Origin of the sequence: Aureimonas jatrophae, assembly GCF_900104035.1 — a bacterium.
In the GTDB taxonomy this organism is placed as follows: Bacteria; Pseudomonadota; Alphaproteobacteria; order Rhizobiales; family Rhizobiaceae; genus Aureimonas; species Aureimonas jatrophae.
In genome coordinates, this window is sequence record NZ_FNIT01000012.1 from 28922 (window position 1) to 48526 (window position 19605).

Annotated in this window: 11 protein-coding genes and 2 pseudogenes; 4 read left to right on the top strand and 9 right to left on the bottom strand. The window is 67.9% G+C overall.

The features are described from left to right. The first annotated feature begins 134 nt into the window (after positions 1 to 134). Positions 135 to 4994, top strand: coding sequence for an NAD-glutamate dehydrogenase (locus BLQ76_RS18765; protein WP_090676514.1), 4860 nt, complete (start codon positions 135 to 137; stop codon positions 4992 to 4994). A 93-nt stretch (positions 4995 to 5087) separates the two neighbouring features. Further along, positions 5088 to 6305 carry an aminotransferase-like domain-containing protein gene (locus tag BLQ76_RS18770; protein WP_090676516.1) on the top strand — a complete coding sequence of 406 codons (1218 nt, stop codon included), beginning with the start codon at positions 5088 to 5090 and terminating at the stop codon, positions 6303 to 6305. 56 nt (positions 6306 to 6361) lie between these two features. Here BLQ76_RS18770 and BLQ76_RS22695 read toward each other — a convergent pair whose 3' ends face one another. The 3 genes and pseudogenes from BLQ76_RS22695 to BLQ76_RS18780 all read right to left on the bottom strand — a co-directional run. Next, entirely contained in the window at positions 6362 to 6496 is a 135-nt protein-coding gene (locus BLQ76_RS22695; RefSeq protein ID WP_280137339.1) for a hypothetical protein, read from the bottom strand. A gap of 96 nt (positions 6497 to 6592) precedes the next feature. Further along, positions 6593 to 6976 (bottom strand): annotated as a pseudogene (locus tag BLQ76_RS22700) (GFA family protein); the annotation flags it as partial. Positions 6977 to 7386: 410 nt separating this feature from the next. Further along, positions 7387 to 7662: pseudogene (locus BLQ76_RS18780) on the bottom strand (transposase); the annotation flags it as partial. 42 nt (positions 7663 to 7704) lie between these two features. Between BLQ76_RS18780 and BLQ76_RS18785 the strand changes: the two are divergent. Further along, complete coding sequence (locus BLQ76_RS18785) at positions 7705 to 8076, top strand: hypothetical protein (RefSeq protein WP_139184061.1); 372 nt, start codon at positions 7705 to 7707, stop codon at positions 8074 to 8076. A 359-nt stretch (positions 8077 to 8435) separates the two neighbouring features. Here BLQ76_RS18785 and BLQ76_RS18790 read toward each other — a convergent pair whose 3' ends face one another. From BLQ76_RS18790 to BLQ76_RS18815, 6 genes are all read right to left on the bottom strand, one after another. Next, positions 8436 to 9062 carry a hypothetical protein gene (locus BLQ76_RS18790; protein ID WP_090676518.1) on the bottom strand — a complete coding sequence of 209 codons (627 nt, stop codon included), beginning with the start codon at positions 9060 to 9062 and terminating at the stop codon, positions 8436 to 8438. 276 nt (positions 9063 to 9338) lie between these two features. Beyond that, positions 9339 to 11045 (bottom strand): caspase family protein, encoded by a 1707-nt coding sequence (locus BLQ76_RS18795; protein ID WP_170842666.1) that lies wholly within the window; start codon positions 11043 to 11045, stop codon positions 9339 to 9341. Positions 11046 to 11300: 255 nt separating this feature from the next. Further along, entirely contained in the window at positions 11301 to 13379 is a 2079-nt protein-coding gene (locus BLQ76_RS18800; RefSeq protein WP_280140081.1) for a TniQ family protein, read from the bottom strand. Between the two features lie 58 nt (positions 13380 to 13437). Continuing rightward, on the bottom strand, positions 13438 to 14484 hold the full coding sequence (locus BLQ76_RS18805; protein WP_090676524.1) for an ATP-binding protein: 1047 nt from the start codon (positions 14482 to 14484) through the stop codon (positions 13438 to 13440). Beyond that, the gene (locus tag BLQ76_RS18810; protein ID WP_090676525.1) at positions 14481 to 16727 is read right to left on the bottom strand and encodes a Mu transposase C-terminal domain-containing protein; all 2247 of its coding nucleotides are present in this window, start codon (positions 16725 to 16727) and stop codon (positions 14481 to 14483) included. Before BLQ76_RS18810 ends, BLQ76_RS18805 begins: the two co-directional genes overlap by 4 nt. 50 nt (positions 16728 to 16777) lie before the next feature. After that, a complete protein-coding gene (locus BLQ76_RS18815) occupies positions 16778 to 17458 on the bottom strand; it encodes a hypothetical protein (RefSeq protein WP_090676527.1) in 681 nt (226 codons plus the stop codon). 1453 nt (positions 17459 to 18911) lie between these two features. Here BLQ76_RS18815 and BLQ76_RS18820 point away from each other — a divergent pair. Further along, a complete protein-coding gene (locus tag BLQ76_RS18820; RefSeq protein ID WP_090676528.1) occupies positions 18912 to 19502 on the top strand; it encodes a hypothetical protein in 591 nt (196 codons plus the stop codon). Positions 19503 to 19605: the final 103 nt, after the last annotated feature.

The following is a 19605-nucleotide window of genomic DNA, read 5'->3' on the forward strand; positions in this document are numbered from 1 at the left end:
CAACGGCGCGCCGGCCGTGCGCGAGCGGCAAAAAGGGGGTTGCGGCCCCGCTCGTCCCGTGGACATGACAGCGCTCGGTGCCAGTTGGGAGCGGGCGCCGCAAGACGACCTCGAGACCGGCGGGAGAACGGGCGATGATCGAAGACGGGTTCAAGGCAGCGATCCTCACGCGGGTCCGCGAGCATCTGGCCGGCTCGCAGGAGGCCGCGGAACTCGTGCCGCTGCTTCTCGCCCGCCCCCCGGCCGAAGATCTTCAGGCGCTCGCCATCGGCACGCTGGCGCGGGCCTGCGAGACCGCGGCGCGTCTTCTGGCCGACCAGCGCCCCGGCACCTCGCCCGTGGACGTCCGGCGCCTCGACGACGAGCGGCTCGGCGAGCTGGCGCTGATCACGATCGTCCACGACGACATGAGCTTCCTGTTCGATTCCACGATCGCCGAGATCGCGGATCGCGCGCCCGCCATCCACGCCATCAGCCATCCGATTCTGCGCGTGGAGCGCGACGAGACCGGACGGATCCGCCGGTTCGAGGCCGCCGGACCGAAGGGAGCGGGAGGCGGCGAAAGCGAGCGTCTGTCGCTGATCCAGGCCGTGATCACCGCCCTGCCCGACCCCGCCGCCGACGCGCGGCTCGCGGAGGCGATCGAGCGCATCCTGCGCGAGGTGACGCTCGCCAACCGCGATTTCGCGGCGATGCGCGCCGAAACCAACCGGCTCGCCGAGGCGCTGCTCGAGGAGGGCGCGCGCGAGGGCGACGGGGACCTGCGCGCCGAAAAGGCGGAAGGGGCCGAGCTCCTGCGCTGGCTCGCCGAGGACAACTTCATCTTCCTCGGGCTGCGCCGCTTCACCTATCACGAGGATGGCGAGGCGCTCCGGCGCGTCGAGGGCTCCGAGCTCGGCATCCTGCGCGATCCGGCCGTGCGCGTCCTGCGCCGCGACGACGACGGCGAGACGCCCGACGCCATCCGCCGCTTCCTTCTCGAGCCCGCCCCGCTCATCGTCGCCAAGGCCAACAGCCGCTCGCGCGTCCACCGCCGCGTCTACATGGACTATGTCGGCGTGAAGCACCGCGACGAGGCGGGGCGGCTGGTGGGCGAGACGCGCATCGTCGGCCTCTTCACCTCCTCGGCCTACACGCGCCCGCTCGGCACCATCCCGTATCTGCGGCGCAAGGCGGAGGCCGTGCGCGAGCGCTTCGGCTTTCCGCCCCGCTCGCACGCCGACAAGGCGCTGACGGTCGCGCTCGAGACCTACTCGCGCGACGAGATGTTCCAGATCGACGTCGATCTCCTGGAGCGCTACGCCGGCATCGTGGTGGAACTCGGCGAGCGGCCGCGCGTGCGCGTCCTGCCGCGCGTCGACCGGTTCGACCGCTTCGTCTCGGTGCTCGTCTTCGTGCCGCGCGAGAGCTACGACGCGCGCCTGCGCGACGAGATCGGCCGGCTGCTCGCCGAGCGCTACGAGGGCCACGTCTCGGCCTATTATCCCGCCTTCCCGGAAGGCTCGCTCGCCACGATCCACTTCATCATCGGGCGCAGCGGCGGCGCGACGCCCCAGCCCGACGTCGCCGCGATCGAGGCCGAGGTCGCCCGCATCGCCCGCGACTGGGGCCAGGCCTTCGAGGCCGCGATCGGCGGCACGGGCTCGCACGCCGAGATGCTCGCCATGGGCGCGGGCTTCCCGACGAGCTACCAGGAGGCCGTGGAGCCGGAAGAGGCGGTGGCCGACGGCTGGCGCGCGCTGGCGCTCGACACCGCGCGACCGATCCATGTCGACTTCTACCGCCGCGAGGACGATGCGGCCGGCACGCTGCGCCTCAAGGTCCTGAATCTCGGCGAAGCCCTGCCGCTCTCTCGGCGCGTGCCGATCCTGGAGAACATGGGCCTGTCGGCGGTCGCCGAGCGCACCTTCCGGCTGCGCCGGCCGGACGGCATGGCGGTCTTCCTGCACGACATGACGCTCCGGCGCGCCGACGGCGGGCACCTGAGCGACGAGGGCGCGGCGCTGGAGGCGCTGTTCTCGGCGGTCACCGACGGCCGGGTCGAGAACGACCGCTTCAACGCGCTGGTGCTCGGCGCCGGGCTCGACTGGCGCGAGGCCAACGTCCTGCGCGCCTATGCCCGCCACATGCGCCAGACGGTGGGCGCGGCGAGCGACTTCGCGGCCGAGGTGCTGGAGCGCCACCCGCAGATCGCGGCCGACCTCTTCGCGCTGTTTCGCGACAGCTTCGATCCGGCGCGCGTGCGCCATGCGGAAACCAGCGAGGACCCGGCGCTGGCCCGTGCGGCCGAGCGCGGCGTAGCAAGGCCCGCGCAGCGCATCCTCCAGGCGCTCGACACGGTGGCGAGCCTCGAGGAGGACCGCATCCTGCGGCGCTTCCTCGCCGAGATCCTGGCCACGCTGCGCACCAACTACTTCACGGTGCCCCTCGTCTCGGCCGCCACCGGCTCCACACCCCAGGCGGTCGAGCCGGCGCTCAGCTTCAAGTTCGACCCCCATCGGATCGAGGGCCTGCCGGCGCCCGTTCCCTATCGCGAGATCTTCGTGTTCGACGCGCGCGTCGAGGGCGTTCACCTGCGCTTCGGGCCGGTGGCGCGCGGCGGCCTGCGCTGGTCGGACCGCTCGCAGGACTACCGCACGGAAGTCCTAGGCCTCGTGAAGGCCCAGCAGGTCAAGAACGCGGTGATCGTGCCGGTCGGCTCCAAGGGCGGCTTCTTCCCCAAGCGCCTGCCCGATCCGGCGGCCGGTCGCGAGAGCTGGTTCGAGGCGGGCCGCTCGGCCTATGTCGTCTTTATCGCTTCGCTTCTGTCGCTCACCGACAACGTGGATGCGGAAGGCCGCACCGTCACGCCCGACGGGCTCGTGCGCTTCGACGCCGAGGATCCCTACTTCGTGGTGGCCGCCGACAAGGGCACGGCGACCTTCTCCGACACCGCCAACGCGGTGGCGCTCGCACGCGGCTTCTGGCTGGGCGATGCCTTCGCCTCGGGCGGCTCGGCGGGCTACGACCACAAGGCCATGGGCATCACGGCGCGCGGCGCCTGGGAGGCTGTGAAGCGCCACTTCCGCGAGATGGGCCGCGACGGCCGCGCGCTCGACATCCAGTCGGAGCCCTTCACCTGTGTGGGCTGCGGCGACATGTCGGGCGACGTCTTCGGCAACGGCATGCTCCTGTCGCGCCAGACGCGGCTCGTCGCGGCCTTCGACCACCGCGACATCTTCCTCGACCCCGATCCCGATCCGGCCGTGGCGTTCGCCGAGCGCGAGCGCCTGTTCGCGCTGCCGCGCTCCTCGTGGCGCGACTACGACGCCTCGCGCCTGTCGCGCGGGGGCGCCGTGGTCAGCCGTTCCGAGAAGCGCGTCACGCTGTCGGAGGAGGCGGCCGCCGCGATCGGCTGGGACAAGCGGACCGGCACGCCCGCCGAGATCATCACCGCGATCCTCCAGGCGCCGGTCGACCTTCTCTGGTTCGGCGGCATCGGCACCTATGTGCGCGCCTCCACCGAGACCAACGCCGATGTCGGCGACCGCGCCAACGACAGCTTGCGCATCACCGGCCGGCAGATCCGCGCCCGGGTCGTCGGCGAGGGCGCCAATCTCGGGCTCACCCAGCGCGCCCGCATCGAGGCGGCGCGCGCGGGCGTCCGGCTCAACACGGACGCGATCGACAACTCGGCGGGCGTCAACACGTCGGACGTCGAGGTCAACATCAAGATCGCGCTGAGCGGCCCGCTGCGCGCCGGCTCGCTGCCGATCGGGGAGCGCGACGGGCTGCTCGCCGAGATGACGCCGGACGTCGCCAAGCTCGTGCTGCGCAACAATTACGACCAGACGCTCGCCCTGTCGCTGGAAGAGCGGGCGGGCGCCGCGCGCCTGTCGCTGCAGCAACGCTTCATGCAGGCCCTGGAGGCGCAAGGCGCGCTGGACCGCGAGGTCGAGTTCCTGCCGGGCGACGCGCAGATCGCGGACCTGCGCGCCAAGGACCGGGGCCTGACGCGGCCCGAGCTCGCGGTGCTCCTCGCCTACGCGAAGATCGACCTCTTCAACCACCTGGCGGCGAGCTCGCTGCCGGACGACCCGTATCTCGCCGGGCGCCTTTCGGGCTACTTCCCGCCCGCCATGCGCCAGAGCTATGCCGGCGCGATCGCGGCGCACCGGCTGCGGCGCGAGATCGTGGCGACCGCGGTCGCCAACGAGTTCGTCAACCGGCTCGGGCCGTCCTACGCCACGACGCTCGCCGACGCGACCGGTCGACCGGCCGAGGACGTGGCGTCGCGCTTCCTGGCCGCCTTCGACGGCTTCCGCATCGGCGACCTCGTCGCGCGCGTCGACGCGCTCGACGCGGCGCTGCCGGGCGACCGGCAGAACGAGGTCTATGCCGCGATCTCGGAGTTCCTCCAGGCGGCGACCGCGATCCTCCTGCGCCTGCCGGCCGAGCCGATCGGTGAAGTCGTGCCGCGCCTGCGAGCGCGCGCCGAGGAGTTGCGCCCCGTTCTGCCGGCTCTCGCGAGCGAGCGGGCCCGCGCCGAGTTCCAGGCGCGCGAGGCGCAGTGGCAGGAGCGCGGGCTGGACGAGGACCTCGCCAGCGACCTCGCCCTCCTCCCGCTTCTGGCGCTCCTGCCCGACATCGAGCGTGTTTCACGTGAAACCGGCACGTCGATCGAGGACACGGTACAGGCCTTCTTCGCGGTGACGCAGATGCTGCGCATCGGCCGCCTCGAGGGCGCGATCGCCCAGCTGCGGCCGACCGACTACTACGAGACGCTGGCGCTGGAGCGGGCCGCGAGCCAGATCCTGCGCGAGCGCCGCCGGCTCGTCGCCAAGGCGCTCCAGGGCGCGAGCGACGCGGACCACGCGGTCGACAGCTTCCAGGCCGAGCACGGCGCGACGCTCGCGCGCGCCGCCGAGCGGCTCGGGCAGCTCGCCGGCACCGGCGAAACCAGCGTCGCGCGCCTGACGCTCGCGGCCGGCCTGCTGCAGGACATCGCACCGTAAAGGCTGCAAAGGGGTCGGTGCGCGGCCGGATAGGTCAGTATTGTTGACATAATTTCGGCGCTGGGTCAGAGCTGGCCGCCGGAGGAACCACCCATGGACATGACCGAACTCTTCGCCACCCGCTCGTCGCGCATGCGCGCGTCCGAGATCCGGGAACTCCTGAAGCTTCTCGACCAGCCCGACATCGTGAGCTTCGCCGGCGGCATCCCGGACCCCGCGCTGTTTCCGCATGAGGCGTTCCGCGAGGCCTACGGGCGCGTCCTATCGCCGGGCACCTCCAATCAGGCGCTGCAGTACCAGGTGAGCGAGGGCTACCGGCCGCTGCGCCAATGGCTGGCGGCCGAGATGGGCAAGCTCGGCGTCGCTTGCGACGAGAGCAACATCTTCATCACCTCCGGCTCGCAGCAGGGACTGGACTATCTCGGCAAGCTCTTCCTGTCGCCCGGCGACACGGCGCTCGTCACCTGGCCGACTTATCTCGGCGCGCTGCAGGCCTTCAACGCCTACGAGCCGCGCTACGACCGGCTGACGCCGGTCGGCGGCAACACGACGCCCGACGCCTACCGCGCGGCAGCCGCCGTGAACGGCGGGCGCGTCAAGTTCACCTATCTCGTGCCGGACTTCGCCAACCCGACCGGCAAGACGCTGGACGAGGCGGCGCGCCTCGGCGTTCTGGATCTTGCCCGCGACCTCGACTGCGCGGTGATCGAGGACGCGGCCTACCGCGCCCTGCGCTACGAGGGCCGGGACGTGCCTCCGATCCTCGCGCTCGACTGCCAGCGCTCGGGCGGCATCGAGGCGACGCGCACGATCTATTGCGGCTCCTTCTCGAAGATCCTGGCGCCGGGCCTGCGCGTCGGCTGGATCTGCGCGGCCAAGCCCCTCGTCGAGAAGCTGGTGCTCGCCAAGCAGGCCTCCGACCTCCACAGCCCCTCGATCAACCAGATGGCGATCCTGGACGTGGCCGAGCGCAGCTACGACACGCAGGTCGAGCGCCTGAAGACGGCCTACGGCGCGCGACGCGACGCACTGCTGGCGGCGCTGGAGGCGCACATGCCGGCGGGCGTCACTTGGAGCCGGCCGGAAGGCGGCATGTTCGTCTGGGTGACGCTGCCGGACGGGGTGGACGCCGCCGCGCTTCTGGCGCGCTCGGTGAGCGAGGCCCGCGTCGCCTTCGTGCCCGGCGGGGCCTTCCATGCCGACGGCTCGGGCACCAACACGATGCGCCTGTCCTTCACGCTGGCCGACGAGCGTGCGGTGCGGGACGGGATCCCTCGCCTCGGCGCGCTGCTCGAGCGCACGCTGGGCTGAAACGCAACGCTCCGCTAAAACGAAGAAGGGCGGCCGATCCGGCCGCCCCTCGATCCCTACTTCTTGCCGGCGTCCTTCTGGGGCGCGGCGAACTTGCCGGGCACGGTCTGCGCGCCCGCATCCACCTTGACCTTCTTGTCGGCCTTCGGCTTGCGGGTTTCCTTGTTCGAACGCATCTGGCCCTTGGCCATCGGTCTTCTCCCTGGAGATCGTTGCGGGCGCAATCTGCGCCCGCGGCCCGGTTTCGGCAAGCAGGGCCGCTTGGGTCGGCGGCAGGTGCCCGATCGCTACAGCGTCTCGTCGAGGATGCGAGGCTCGCGCCGGTAGCCGAACGGCCCCTCCCCCGTCCAGGATCGGCCATCGGGATAGCGCAGTTCCAGCCCCGCCAGATCCTTCGCCTCGGCCAGCGCCATGTTGACGCCCATCATCGTGTTGCCGTGGCGCTGCGCGGCGCTCGGCGTCAGAACGAAGTGGGTCGTCGCGCCGCAGCGCGGGCAGAAACGGATCTCGGCCGCCGGATCCGCCTTATCGGACCGGCTGTAGCCGGAGGTCTCGCCCGCGACCGCGACCTCCGAGGGATGAAAGTAGCTCCAGCGCGCGCCGGTCTTGCGGCAGAGCGTGCAGTTGCACTCGGCGACGAAGTCCGGGCGCTTGCGCGTCTCGAGGCGGACCGAGCCGCAAAGGTGTCGATATCACCATAGTTCCGAACCATGTCGCCCGTAACCAACTGTGAATGCTTAGGGTTTTGAGACGCGTTCTATATTGACCACCATTGATCGCGATTCCTAACACCAATAAGCAGAATCGGACGTCTGGGGTCGCCGTTCGGGGCTGAAGCGGTCCAGAGTCTACCAGACGGAGCGGGCGCATCGCGACGTGCCCGGATGGTGGATTTCAGCTACCGTAGCCAGCGAGACGGATGCCGACGTACCCAGCCAGATCCGCTCCCGAACGGTCCGTCGTAGAGACCCCTTCCAACACCGCCGTCAGGTCCGCCACCTCGCCGTAAGTGGCAAGGACATCCGCGAGCCCTTCCTCCGCAGCATCGCCTCCCGCAGTCGGTATTTACTAGGTAGGGGACTCACTCAACCCATTGAGTTACTGCGGCAACGAGGGCGATGGCGGCGAGATATGTTTCGGCCAAGCGATCGTAGCGGGTTGCGACGCGCCGCCAGTCCTTCAGTCGGCCAAACATGATCTCGATGCGATTGCGTCTGATGTAGCGGCGTTTATCGTGGCGCACCGGCGCGTTGCCCGACTTGCGCTCTGGAATGCAGGGTTTGATGCCCTTCGCTTGCACGGCGTCCCGGAACCAGTCGGCGTCGTAGCCGCGATCGCCGAGAAGCCATTGTGCCTTGCCGGCGAGCGCGAAGAACTGATCGGGCAGGTCACCGAACTGATGGACTGGTTGCACGAGCATCAGCTGGTCGAGAACGACTTCATCCGGCAGGCCCTCATAGAAGGACTGGGCCACCTCCTGTTCCGCCTCGAACGGTTCCGCTGGCTGGGCGGGGGCTATACGCTCGCTTCGCTGAGGGAGGTGATCGCAGCCTACATGTTGCTGGAGCGGCAGGGTCTCGACGCCGCCCGCAATCCGGACGCCGCAGCCGTGCTGTCGAAGGTCGCAACCCTCATCGAGGCGGTCTACGGGAAGCTGGAGAAGACCAAGACCGCCTACGAGACCGGCGACTGGCTCCTAAAGGCATATGGCGCGGCTTCGCTCGCCCAGACGGCGGTCCCGGCCATCGAGGGGCTCCTGACCGCATCGTAGCCCGCTCTACACGTGATCGCCACCCGTCTGCCGTCCCATGTCGCCATCGTCGGCGAGCGCGCCGGCTGGCGGTTTCCCACATTCTTTCCCTCGCATCGGCAACCCCGGTATCAAGCGTTCCCATGGGCGAGCCGTGACCTGGCTTCTCGTCGGGTGCGAGGCACGTCGCTTCGCATTGTCCGGGCCCGTGCAGTCGCTGCACGTCGTCGGCCACACCCCTGCAGACCCCGTGCCGATCGGGCTTCGGAGATGGCACGAGACGACGCTTCTCGCAGCGACCCCATCCCGGCGTCCGAAACGTCGACCCCAGGGTGACAGGTCCGGAAGCGGACGTGGTCGTCTCGGGACGGACGATGGCGCTAGTTCCGCCAGGACGAGATCGGGAGCGAGCCGCCACTCTGGTCAAGGGCGTTCTGGATGCCCTCCATGCGTCGATCGTAGAGCTGCAGCAGTTCCGCGAGCGCATGATGCGGACCGACGAGGCTCCCCTTCATGTCCTCGTCCGGTTGCCCCCCGCCATCCACCAATGACGCGACCTCCTCCAGCCGGGCTAGCATATCGTCCGTCAGGACCCTGGCGTTCGCGATGACGTGCGACACCATGGGATGGATATGGTCCGTCCGGGCAGCGAAGGCCGCCAGACTCGACGAGGACGTCAACATGCGCATGCGCCAGTCGCGGACGTCCGCAGGGGTGATGGCGACGCTGCGATTGACGAGATCGGCCGCGACGATCTGACTTTCGAACTGGGCCTGGGCGATCACGAAGCGTACGTGTCCCGCCGCCTCCTCGTACTGGCGTCGACGATCCCTGCGGGCACGAGCGGCCTCGCTTCGTGCGATCCATGCGGCTCCGACGATCGCCGCGATCGATCCCGCAGCCTGAATCCACGACGCGGCATCGCCGGTCCAGCCGCGAGCGGCCACGCTCGCGGCTGCGGCATACATCGAGACCGCCACGAGGATCATGGCCGACGCGAACAGCACAGGGCCGATGGTATCCGCACCCCGCTCCAAGAGCGGCCCGACGCGGCGTTGCCAACCCGGTGCCGCATCCGTTCGACCGTTCGGTGGCGAAGGCATTTCAGTACCGTCCTTCGACGACTGGTTCACCAGACGTTTCCCTTTCGCTTCTCGGATACTGGCAGTACCGGACCATCGAGCGTCGACCGCGTCGCGCCATGGCGGACGATGTCGGACCCGGATCCGTCCGCCTGCACGGCGGGTCGTTCCGACGACGCGCTCCCGGTACGCATCGCGACCTCACCGTCGCGGCCACGCGCCGAAGAACGTCACCTCGCCGTGGCCGCCGACGACCACGAGTTCGCGGTCGGAAAGGAAGTGCACGCCGGAGACGATAGCCGGGTTGCCGGAGCCGACGTCCAGCTCCTGGATCACCTGGCGGTCGCGCGTGTCGAGGAGGACGACGCTGCTTTCCTGTGTCGCGACTGCCAGGATCGGCATCGTCGGCGACGCGGCACAGGCATGGTAGTCGGGAACTCCGAGGCGTTCCACCAGCTTCTTCTGGACGTCGTTCCGAAGCTTCGACGGTTCGAAGATGAACCGATGGATGACCTCGTCTTCCGCCATGTCATGCAGCCGTGCACGGATGCCCGCGGCGGTCCCGAACTGTCGGGCGGGGAGCAGTTCCGCCGTCTGCCGGCCGGAGCGATCCAATTCCACGGCGAGACCGGACTGGCCGACGACGTAGATCCGTTGCCCGTCGGGAGCGACCGCCATCGCGTTCACATGTGTCCTTACCCTGCCGATCTCGCGAGTTCGTCCGTCGGGCTTTCGTGGATCGATCTCGCAGATCCTACCTTCGTCCCCGGCGATCCAGACCAGACCGTCGGGCATATAGCTGCAGCAGTAGACGTCGAAGCCGACGTCGTGCCGCACGATCTCCTCGACTTCAGGGTCGGTCTTCAGACAGCTGACGAAGCTGGCGCCATAGTGGACGAAGCCGTCGCCAGTCGGCGAAGCCGCCAACCCGTTGGAGTGGGGCACGTCGATCTGCAGTACGCACCCGTCGACGCCTACGGCATACAGCGCTCCTCGCGAGCCCGAGAGATAGATCCGTCGTCCCGACACGGCGGCGCCAACGAGTCGGTCCTCGCCATGGTAGGGAATCTGCATGGAACCGGCGAAGTCCAAGTTCCACGCCAGCGAATCTCCGAGTCCGACGAAGACGGAGCGCCTCTGGACACCCATCGTCGTCCAGGTGCCGAGACTGGAATGATCATGGTTCGGCACGGCATGCCGCTGGATCACGGCGAAACGCGGCAGATCAGTGAAGGACTGCGTGCTCGCGAGGCTGGAGTATGTCCATGGCTGCTGTCCACGTCGATGGGCCACGACGTCCTGCGACACGCGTCGGAGGCATTCGTCGACGGTGAGCGCATGGTCCAGAAGATGACGGCAGAGGGAGCGGGAGAACACGCTGCCCTGTCCCTCGGCACCGTCACCGGCCTTCTCCGTCGAGCTGGTCGCATAGGCGAGGAGGAGGTTCGGCCAGCTCCTTTCGTCGGCCGACAGTTCCTCCAGATCGTGCAACGTGCGCCGGCCTTCGTCCGGGTCGTGGGGCCAGTTCCGACAGGCGTCGAGCACGAGGATGCGGGACGCGGCACCTTCCGTCGCATCGACGAAGGCGTTGAGGGGCGTCGCCATGAAGCGCAAGCGTCCGACCGTCAACGGAAATTCGAAATCGACCGGCAGGAAGAACCCGTTGCCGTGGCGTTCGACGGCGTGCCCCGCGAGATAGATCATGGCCAGTTCCGCGTTCCGAGCGACGGACCTGAAGTCAGCGAGTGCTGACTCGACCGCCGACAGCTCGGGGTCGAGGACGATCTCAGTCGAGAAGCCACGCATGGTCAGCGCTGCCGCCACGCGCCGAGCGTCCCCGACGGCATTGGATAGTTCCGCGCCCGGATATGCGTCCGCTCCGATCACCAGTGCATGACGTTCGTTCATGATCTCCTGGAACACCCTTGAGGCGAAGGTTCGCATCCGCGATCGATCGGCCGGCGGAGGAAGCCATCTGCATTCCGACGAACCGCGGTCGTCCGTCGCCGTACCGAAGACGTCCGGCATGCGCTACGGGCCTGCCGTTGGAATGCGGTTCCAAGACCGACCGAGTGTCGGTCTCGGAAACTTTTCCCGCGGATCCCGAATCACTTCGAGTGCATGGAAGCATATCAGGAGCGGGCCTAGCCGAATGCCGGGGGGTCAACCCATCCGCTCTGCCGTCCACCTGCGCGACGGTACCCTCTTGCGACCGATCGCGCCCTTGATCCGACGGGACCTTCCGAGTCGCTTCCATTGCCGAGCAGGCTCCTCGGTCTCATCCGTGGTAGCCACGGCCCGCTCTTCCCTGGCGACCTCGCGCTGGATTTCATCAGCAGACTTCGCCGTCGCCGCCGCCGCTGCCTTCAGGCGTTCGGCGACCTCTCGGCGCGTCCGCTGCCGGAGAACCACCTTGTCCGGGTCGACGGACGCGACGTCGAGCCGTTCCGCCTTCCCCCTCGGATAGAAGGTCGCCGAGAACTCGACCGGGTCGAACATCGGCCCGATGCGGGCGACCGTCATGATCGCTTGCATCCGGAGGAAGTGGATGCCGTGGTGCTTAGCCAGAGCATGCAGGGTGATGTAGTCGCGCATGAAGCTCTCGACGCTTTCCTCGGTCGCGACGACCTCCTCGCTGCGCTTCACAGGGTTCCGGGCGATCCGCAGGTGGAAGATGCGATGTTCGAAGAGCTTCTGCACCGGCTTCTGCGTCAGCCCGGTCCGACGCTGCACCTCGATCCGGGTCAGGCCGGCCGGCTTCTCCCGCTTCGTCAGCGCCAACACTTCGGCCTGGGGCACCAGGACCGCGTCCAGACCTTCGGCGCCCCGGAGATTGCAGACCCGGGACAGCCTGCCGTCCAGGACGAGCTTCAGCACCTCGGAGAAGGTGCAGATCGCAGCGTGCCGGGCATCGACGATGGTCGCCATGCCGGACGGGATCCGGTCGACGGCTTCACCGCCCAGGAGCACTTCCATCGTGCCGTCGACGTTCCTCGCGCCGAAGCGGTGCTGCGCGTTGTGGACCTTGCCGGCATCGGTGATGCTGACGAATCCGCCAGCCGATACGATCGCCTCGATGTGGCGCCTGGTCAGGCCCGTCCTCTTCATGACGCCGGGCAGCGTCAGGAGCTCGTCGTCCAGGGTCGCGACGACGGCGCGGACCTTCTCCGTATCGAACGTAGATCGGCTCGCCCTGAACTCCGACTTGGCGGACATGTAGCGGTTGCGGATCAGGATCTTCTTCAGGAGGGGCACCGTAGTCCCGACCTCGCGGGCCAGGGACCGCAGGTTCCAGACCCGACGGACGCCGACCGGCCTGCCGAGTACCTCGACGTCGGGATCGAGCGGAACCTCGTCCATGACGACTTCGCGAACGTAGTCCACGGCCGGCGCGTAGCCGGGATCGTCCCGGTGGGCATCCAGGAAGTCGTTGATGCGCCCGATCGCGAGCTGAGGGCCCCAGACGCCCTTTCCGTCCCGCGTTTCCCGGATCAGGTCGAGGAGGAAGCGGCTGATGCCGGCCCTGCCCTCTGCGAGGACAGCATGCCCGGCGGCACCGGCATTGACGCGCTCGGCCGCCGACAGGTTGGTGACCCTGACCTTCTTGCCGTGCAGGGCGACGGCACCGAACACCTCGGACAGGTCCGCGGCGGCGTGGAAGGACAGATCGTCAAGCCAAGATCCCTTCTTCGTCCCGGTCAGGAGCCGATCCACCAGATAGGTTTCCAGCGGAGAGGTGGACGGCCGTCCGGCCTCCTCCGTCAGCCGCGGCAGGTCGGAAGTCATGGGGAGGATCGTCCGGGCGAAGTCGTAGGGAACGAAGAAATCGCGGTCCGGCGATGCGCTTGCCAGGAGGAGCCCGTGTTCCCGGCAGGTCCGGAGTGCCGCGACGGTCCATTCGGCCCGCATGAACGGATTCGCCCGTCCGCCGGCTGCAAGATCCGCGGCGACGCATGCCGGGCAGAACCGGAAGAAGGTCCGCTCGACACCCTCGCAGCCCAGGTTCTGACCGTGCAGCTGCCAGGAGCGGTCCGGCCGCCGCCGGGGCGACCAGCGGGCGAGCGGACCGACGCCCATGCCGCAGAGCGTCGCCATGAAGCGGATGGCCGGTTCCTCGCCGAGATCGATGCTCCTTGGCTGGATGCCGGTCTCGGTCCTCAGGTCGGCGATCGGGCGCCCGTTCATCCACGCCAGTCGCGAAAGGAAGCTCACGGCCGTCTCGTGCCGACCCGGCGCCGGCACCCAGGCGAATCTCGCGCCTCGCCCCCGGCGTCTGGTGGCGGCACTTCGGTTCGCCAACTCAGCAGCCGCTCTGGATGAGGAACGATCCGGCCTGCAGCGTGCGCCAGTCCTCGGCGACGAAGGGGTTCAGATGGTCCAGGCCTCGGGTGTGGGAGACCGAGCGATGGGCAGTGACGAAGTCGCGACCGGCCAGCACGCCCTCCCCCCTGAGGAGCGCCTTGTGGATGGCCCCGGCGATCACCTGGGCCACGCGGCCGATCTCGTAGTTGGCCGCGTGGGCGATGCGGTCCGGCAGATCGCCCTCCGGAATTCCGCCGATGTCGAGCTCGGCCTGCCGGACGGCGAGCAGTTCGATCATGTCGAGAACGATCCTACGGTCGGCCACGACATCCAGGTCCAGAGACGGATAGGACAGGAACCGTCCCCGCCGTTCGATCTGCTCGTCCGTCCTCGCGATCTCGGTCGCGATTGGAATTCCGGACAGGACGAAGCTGATGGGCCAGGCCTTGTTCTCCAGCACGTCCTTGAACGTGTTCGCCACGTTCTTGCGCTCGTACTCGCTCTGCATCGACCGCGCGAGATGCTGGGCCTCGTCGATATGGACGACGAGTACGCCGCGCATGCGCAGCTGCTCCCCCAGAATCTCCCAGATGCGGTTCTCCGGGGTGTCCACCTTTGCGGGATACCCGATCTCGCGGCAGATCCGGAGACCCAGACGCTGGAGCGTACCTGGGCTCGGCCCCTTCACCGAGACCCAAGGAACGTAGGTTCGCCCCTGCCGCACGACGGGAGCGAGCGCTTCCTCGGCCGCCAGGAGCCGACGTATGGAGGAGGACTTGCCCGCGCCGCTCTCTCCGGTCACGAAGAAGCAGCGACCGTCGTCGCGCGTCCCGTCCTCACGTTGAACGAGGACGTCGTCGAGGAACTCCGCGAACTCCCTTGCCAGGATGACGTCCCGCCTGGTCGGCAGATAGCCGCTCCTGACCCGCGACATGGTCTGCAGGACGGCCTGACGCCCAGCGCCGCGCCGGGCAGAGACGATCGACGCGATGTCGGGTGCCTCGGGATGGACGTGATCGCCGGAATCGCTTTTCGGCGCCTTCATAGGTCGTCCTCTTCGTCGAAGCGGGTCTGCATGGGCTTGGCTTTCGCGGGTACCTCCGGTTCCGGTGCCGGACGGTCCGCCCTCCGACGCCTGCGGACGACGTCGGAAGGCGCCACGACCGTCGGGCGTTCGGGAGCCCGTGCGACGAGCCGCCCGTAGGGTTCGCTGTCTCCTAGATCCGGCAGACGGTCGGCCGGGTTCGACAGGGCCGCCCGACCCTTTTGATCCACGACCCGCATCACCCTGTCGTACGTCTTCTGCGTAAGCACGTGGTCCGAGATGCCCGCCGCGATCATGGCCTTCAGTCCACCCTTGAACAGGTCGATGCGCGCCTGGATGCGGATCGGGTCATGAATCTCCGCCTGTTCCCGCGCGAAGTCGCGCACCTCCTTCTGCGCGAGGAGCCAGCTGGCGAGCGTGAGGCCCCGCATCTCCGGCTCCAGGCAGGGTACGTCGACGTAGCGTCGACCGCCGAACGCGTCCCTGTCCCTGACATCCTTGGGCACGACCAGCAGGATCGATCCCAGGTCGTCGGGATCGACGAGGACGTCGACCTTCCGTTGCGGACGATGCTGCAGGAGCCAACCGATTTCGTCGGACAGGTAGTAGACGTTGCAGAAGAGGATGCCTTCGCAGCTGACCTTCCGCGACTCTCGGAAGCCGAAGATCCTGCGCCGCTCGTCGTCGGACAGGGGAAGCTCGATGCCTTCGTCGTCGCCGGCGAGCCTATCCCAGACGTCCCTGGGCGTCAGCCGCTCCAGCGCGACGTGCGGCGTCAGGTGGTATACGTCCACGATCCAGCGGACGACGAAGAGGAAGAGCTCGTCGAACGTCAGGCTCGCGAACGCCTCCGCCGCGTAGTCGCCCTTCGCCACCACGTCGGACTGGGTCGCTCCGGTGAACCACGTCGGAAACGTCCGCGCCATGGTGCCGAAGAACCGTTCGATGTGCCCCCTCATCCTCGGATCGGCGTCGGGGATGGACCGTCCCGAGCGGAGCTGCCGAACGACCTCCTCGAACTCGAACCGGAAAGCGGGACCCTTGTCGGTGACGATCTGCGCGGGACGTCCGTGCATGGGCCAGCCGCCGCCGCATCCGGCCTGACGCGCGAGCTCCGTCTTGTCCGTCGACAGAGACCTCAGGCATGCGATCGCGGTAGCCGCGCTCGGCCGCTCTTCCGACAGGTTGATGCCGACGATCGCGGACGTGCAGCAGTCGATCGCGACGGTCAGCGTGCAGCGTCTGCGCTGGAGCGCGGCGATCTCCTGCTTCGACAGGTAGGCGAGCGTCTCCCTCGTGCAGAGCAACGTCTGCAGGTCGAACTCCCAGTCGTCGATCTCGACGCGCTGCATGGGACGTTTGCAGGGAACGCCCTTGCCGACCAATGCGAACCAGCGCACCGCCGCGTCCTCTCCCTCGCGTCCGAGCTTGACCGCGAACGGATCGAGGGCGTCGATACGCTTCCGGACGATGCGGGGTGCCGGCAGGCATAGGCGTTCGCCGGGCGACCGGGTCGAGTTGAGGAGGGCGACCGCGTCGTGGACGTCCTGGACCACCCTCGCCTTCACCGGCTTGGCGCGGGTCATGTATTGCTCGCAGGCCGCGTCGATGACGTCGCGGACCTCGGGCGCGAGCTGGTTGCGGTTGCCGCACCGGGAACGACCGCTCCGTAGGGCTCCGATCTTGTAGCCGCCCTTCTCGTAGGCGCGAACCGCGGCGTAGAGCGTGGATGCCGACGGCGTCGGCATCGTCCAGGCGACCCGCCGCTCCCGCCGCCCCTGCTCGAACGTCTCTTCGTACCACTTGAGGACGGGTCCGGCCAGGAGCTCGATCGCCTTGGACATGAGACGGGGGGAGCGTCCGACGCGGGACCTGCCCTCGTTGCCGTGTTCGGCCTCCAGCCTGAGAAATTCCCTCACCCACCTATGCCGCCAGTGGATGGCGGCCAGCTGACCGTCGTTCAAGTCCTTCAGATCCGAATCGTCGTTCCGGACGCGCAGCTTCGTCTCGATCAGCGAGTAGAAGCCGACCTCGTGGGTGAACTGCTTCCGCTCCCGGGCCTTGTCGATCTGCTCGTCGGACAGACGGACGAAGTGGTCCTCCACGACGTCGCCGTTGACGAGCTGGAGCACGTGCACGCGGTCGACCTTGCCGATGTATCGGTAGGCACGCCCCTGGTGGACGATGCGGTCGTAGGTCCCGAACCGGTACGACCGTTTCGGGCGGGGGACGTGCACGTTCAACGAAATCCTCCGCGGATGGGACGGGTATAGGAGGAAAGGCTTCCCTCCTCCTACACTCCAGCGTTGAAGAGACGGTTCACGACCATGGTTTCCGGAGCGATACGCAGACCCGAAGGGACCACGACCGCTCCCGACTGGATCAGCGCGACCGCGGCACGGAATCCGCGGGACCCCAGTCCGGTGGCGCCATTGACGATGCCGAGCGGGAAGGTTCGGTCGGCAGCCTGGAGCCAGCCGCGGACGATGCCCGTCGCCTCGACGTCCTGTTCGGCTCCGCAGGCGACGATCGTCCGTGCGTTGTCGACCCGGACGCCATCGAGGTGCCGTTCCGTCACGATGCGATACTCGTGCGCGAACGGGACGAGGCGACCGTCGGCGTCGATCACGAAGGCCTGTCGGGCGACGTGACCCAACAGTTCGAAGAGACCGTCGCGGACGGCATCGTCATGGTACTTGACGGCGGTCGCCACGCGACGCCCCTTCGACGTGCGATGACGCTGGTCGAACCAGTGGCTGTGTTCGTCGGACTTCGCGTCCCTGAAGAAGACCGGCTTCAGCTGCTCTTCGATCTCGGTGACGTCGGGGTCGGCGATCAGGACATGGAGAGCCTCTTCCTCCAGTCCGCTCTCGAAGACGTACTGGCGACCGCGGAACGGATCGACGACGAAGCCCGTCCGAGAGCCGCGCTTCTTCGGTGCGGGGCGACGACCCGCTCGCGAGCGTTCGATCATGGGGATGCACTCCTGTTGGGTTCGAACGACGCTCGAACGGTTTTCGGGCTTCCGAACCGCCGTCGCCGGCCCGCGTCCGCAGGTCTCGACGTAGGTGGTGGATCGGGATGCCGGCCTGGATCTGGTGCGCCATGCGGATGGCGAGGGATGCACGGATGCGCATGGCGGACCTTCGTGGAGGACGACGCGGAGGTTCGATCGCCGGCAGTCGCCTGCCTGCGTCTGGTCTCTCCGGGAATTTCTGAAATGCGCTTCGCGCGCCCGAAGCATCGGGCGCGAACGTTCGGTGCACGTCGCCGTTCGAGTGCCTGGACGGTGCCGGTCGCAGGAGGCAGTGCGGAGGACGGGAAAGTACTCGCCCAGCAGCGATGCCTACGAGCGACCTACGTCTCTCGAATCGGACGGAAGGCGTCGGATGACAGTGGGAGGGCGATGGATGGCGACACGGGACACCCGCCGCGATCGCACGACGATCGAACCGCGGCCATCGTTTCCGGAATGCGGTCGGACGAGCCGTTCCTCAGGGTCGGCGGCAATTTCGTCCCGCAGGCCCGCCTCGGCAGGAGGACCGCATACCTTCTCCGGAAAGGATCAGGCTACCGTCGCCGGGAGGGCGGTCACGGCTTTTCGTACGACCGTCCGTCGCCGGCTCGACGCCGGAAGGTTGATGCCGATGTGAGCGCTGGTCATGACCATGATCCAATCATTGCACGGAAACGTTAGTGTCGGGTTAACGACCCGTACCGAGCGCGTCGGAACCCGAGAATCTTTGCGGCGCTGGTCCTGTTCGTACCTATCGGCCTCGTCCTGTCGGCAATGCGAGCGTGATGCCGTGTCTTTCTGCGGTGCCGGTCTGAAGGAAAATCCCTCGCGTACGTCCCGTACGACGTGACGGATGCCGTCGGTGTGTACCGTCGACGCCAGACATGTCGGTACGGTCTCGCGATCGTCGCAGGACGGCACGGTGGTTGGGATCCAATGCCACGATGCATGGGAGCGACGTCCGTGACGGGATGTGCCGCTCGGGTACGACGCCGTCGGTTTCGATCCCAAGGGAACGGGGCAGGATGGATCGGATCGTATGGCGTTCGTTGGCAAGGCATTCGTCCCGACGCGATGTGTGGGCAATGAATGCATCGGAGATAAAAAAGTTGCATCAAGCATATTTTTTTGCAGAACCGGCGTACCGGCGATACGGATCTGAGGCGCTTGATTCGACCGAACCTACTCTTCGCATGGTCCGCGATCGGGGCTTCGGAGACAGCTGGGTCGGGGCGAGGCCGCCGCAGACTCCCTGGACGAACGCGTCCGGCCTCGAAATCCAGGTCGAGTGGACCCTGTCACGTATTCGATCCGGATCCGGATCGGAAGACGGCGACGTCGGCGCATCACCCTCTACGGTTGAATTCGGACATTCCTTCGGGCAAGCATCGAACGTGGCCGGGGGATACGGATGGACGACGAACTGCTGCTCAGGGGTGGAGGGCTCGCGGCGATCCGCACCTACGAGAGGTGCATCTCCCTGCTGGTCGAGGTTCTGGCTTCGACGGGGACGGACTTCAAACCGAGCGGAGTCGGACAACGGGCACGCTTCGAATCGGTCCGGACTGCGCTTTCCGACAGACTGCGCGAACGTTCGAGTCGCGACGACATATGGAAGGCGGTGGAGCCGCTCGGCATCACGCCAGCCGCCGACGAACGGGACGCCGATCCGATCCTGGAAGGCATAGGACGGCTTGGTCGCTCCCGAGAGGTGATCACCGTCGAGGATCTGTCGCCGAACGAGGTCAGAAGCGCGATGTGCGCCGTGGTGGATGCACGCTACGGTACCGAACGGCTGATCCTTCGCGGACGGGAATTCTTCCGGGCTTCGCTCGACGTCCTCCAGGCCGATGGGGTGATGCCGAGGCGGATCAACGTCGTGCAGGGAAACTTCCACAGGCTGTTCGGCTATCTCCAGGAACTGATCTTTGAGGACGGAAGGATCACGATCCACGGCGTCGGACGCAAGCTGGACACGCTGAAGATCCGGATCGGCCCCTAGCTTCGTGAGCGACTTCGTAGAAACCGCACCGCCGCGAGCGCGGACGCGCCCGTCCACGGCGCCGTCGATCCCGGACCGGTCCTGGAACGTGCCCCCCTCCCGT

Bases quoted from the DNA above. Each gene is read 5' to 3' on its own strand.
- BLQ76_RS18815 (WP_090676527.1), bottom strand. From the start codon at position 17,458: ATGATCGAACGCTCGCGAGCGGGTCGTCGCCCCGCACCGAAGAAGCGC.
- BLQ76_RS22695 (WP_280137339.1), bottom strand. From the start codon at position 6,496: ATGGCCAAGGGCCAGATGCGTTCGAACAAGGAAACCCGCAAGCCGAAG.
- BLQ76_RS18795 (WP_170842666.1), bottom strand. From the start codon at position 11,045: ATGAACGAACGTCATGCACTGGTGATCGGAGCGGACGCATATCCGGGC.
- BLQ76_RS18785 (WP_139184061.1), top strand. From the start codon at position 7,705: ATGGACTGGTTGCACGAGCATCAGCTGGTCGAGAACGACTTCATCCGG.
- BLQ76_RS18805 (WP_090676524.1), bottom strand. From the start codon at position 14,484: ATGAAGGCGCCGAAAAGCGATTCCGGCGATCACGTCCATCCCGAGGCA.
- BLQ76_RS18770 (WP_090676516.1), top strand. From the start codon at position 5,088: ATGGACATGACCGAACTCTTCGCCACCCGCTCGTCGCGCATGCGCGCG.
- BLQ76_RS18820 (WP_090676528.1), top strand. From the start codon at position 18,912: ATGGACGACGAACTGCTGCTCAGGGGTGGAGGGCTCGCGGCGATCCGC.
- BLQ76_RS18765 (WP_090676514.1), top strand. From the start codon at position 135: ATGATCGAAGACGGGTTCAAGGCAGCGATCCTCACGCGGGTCCGCGAG.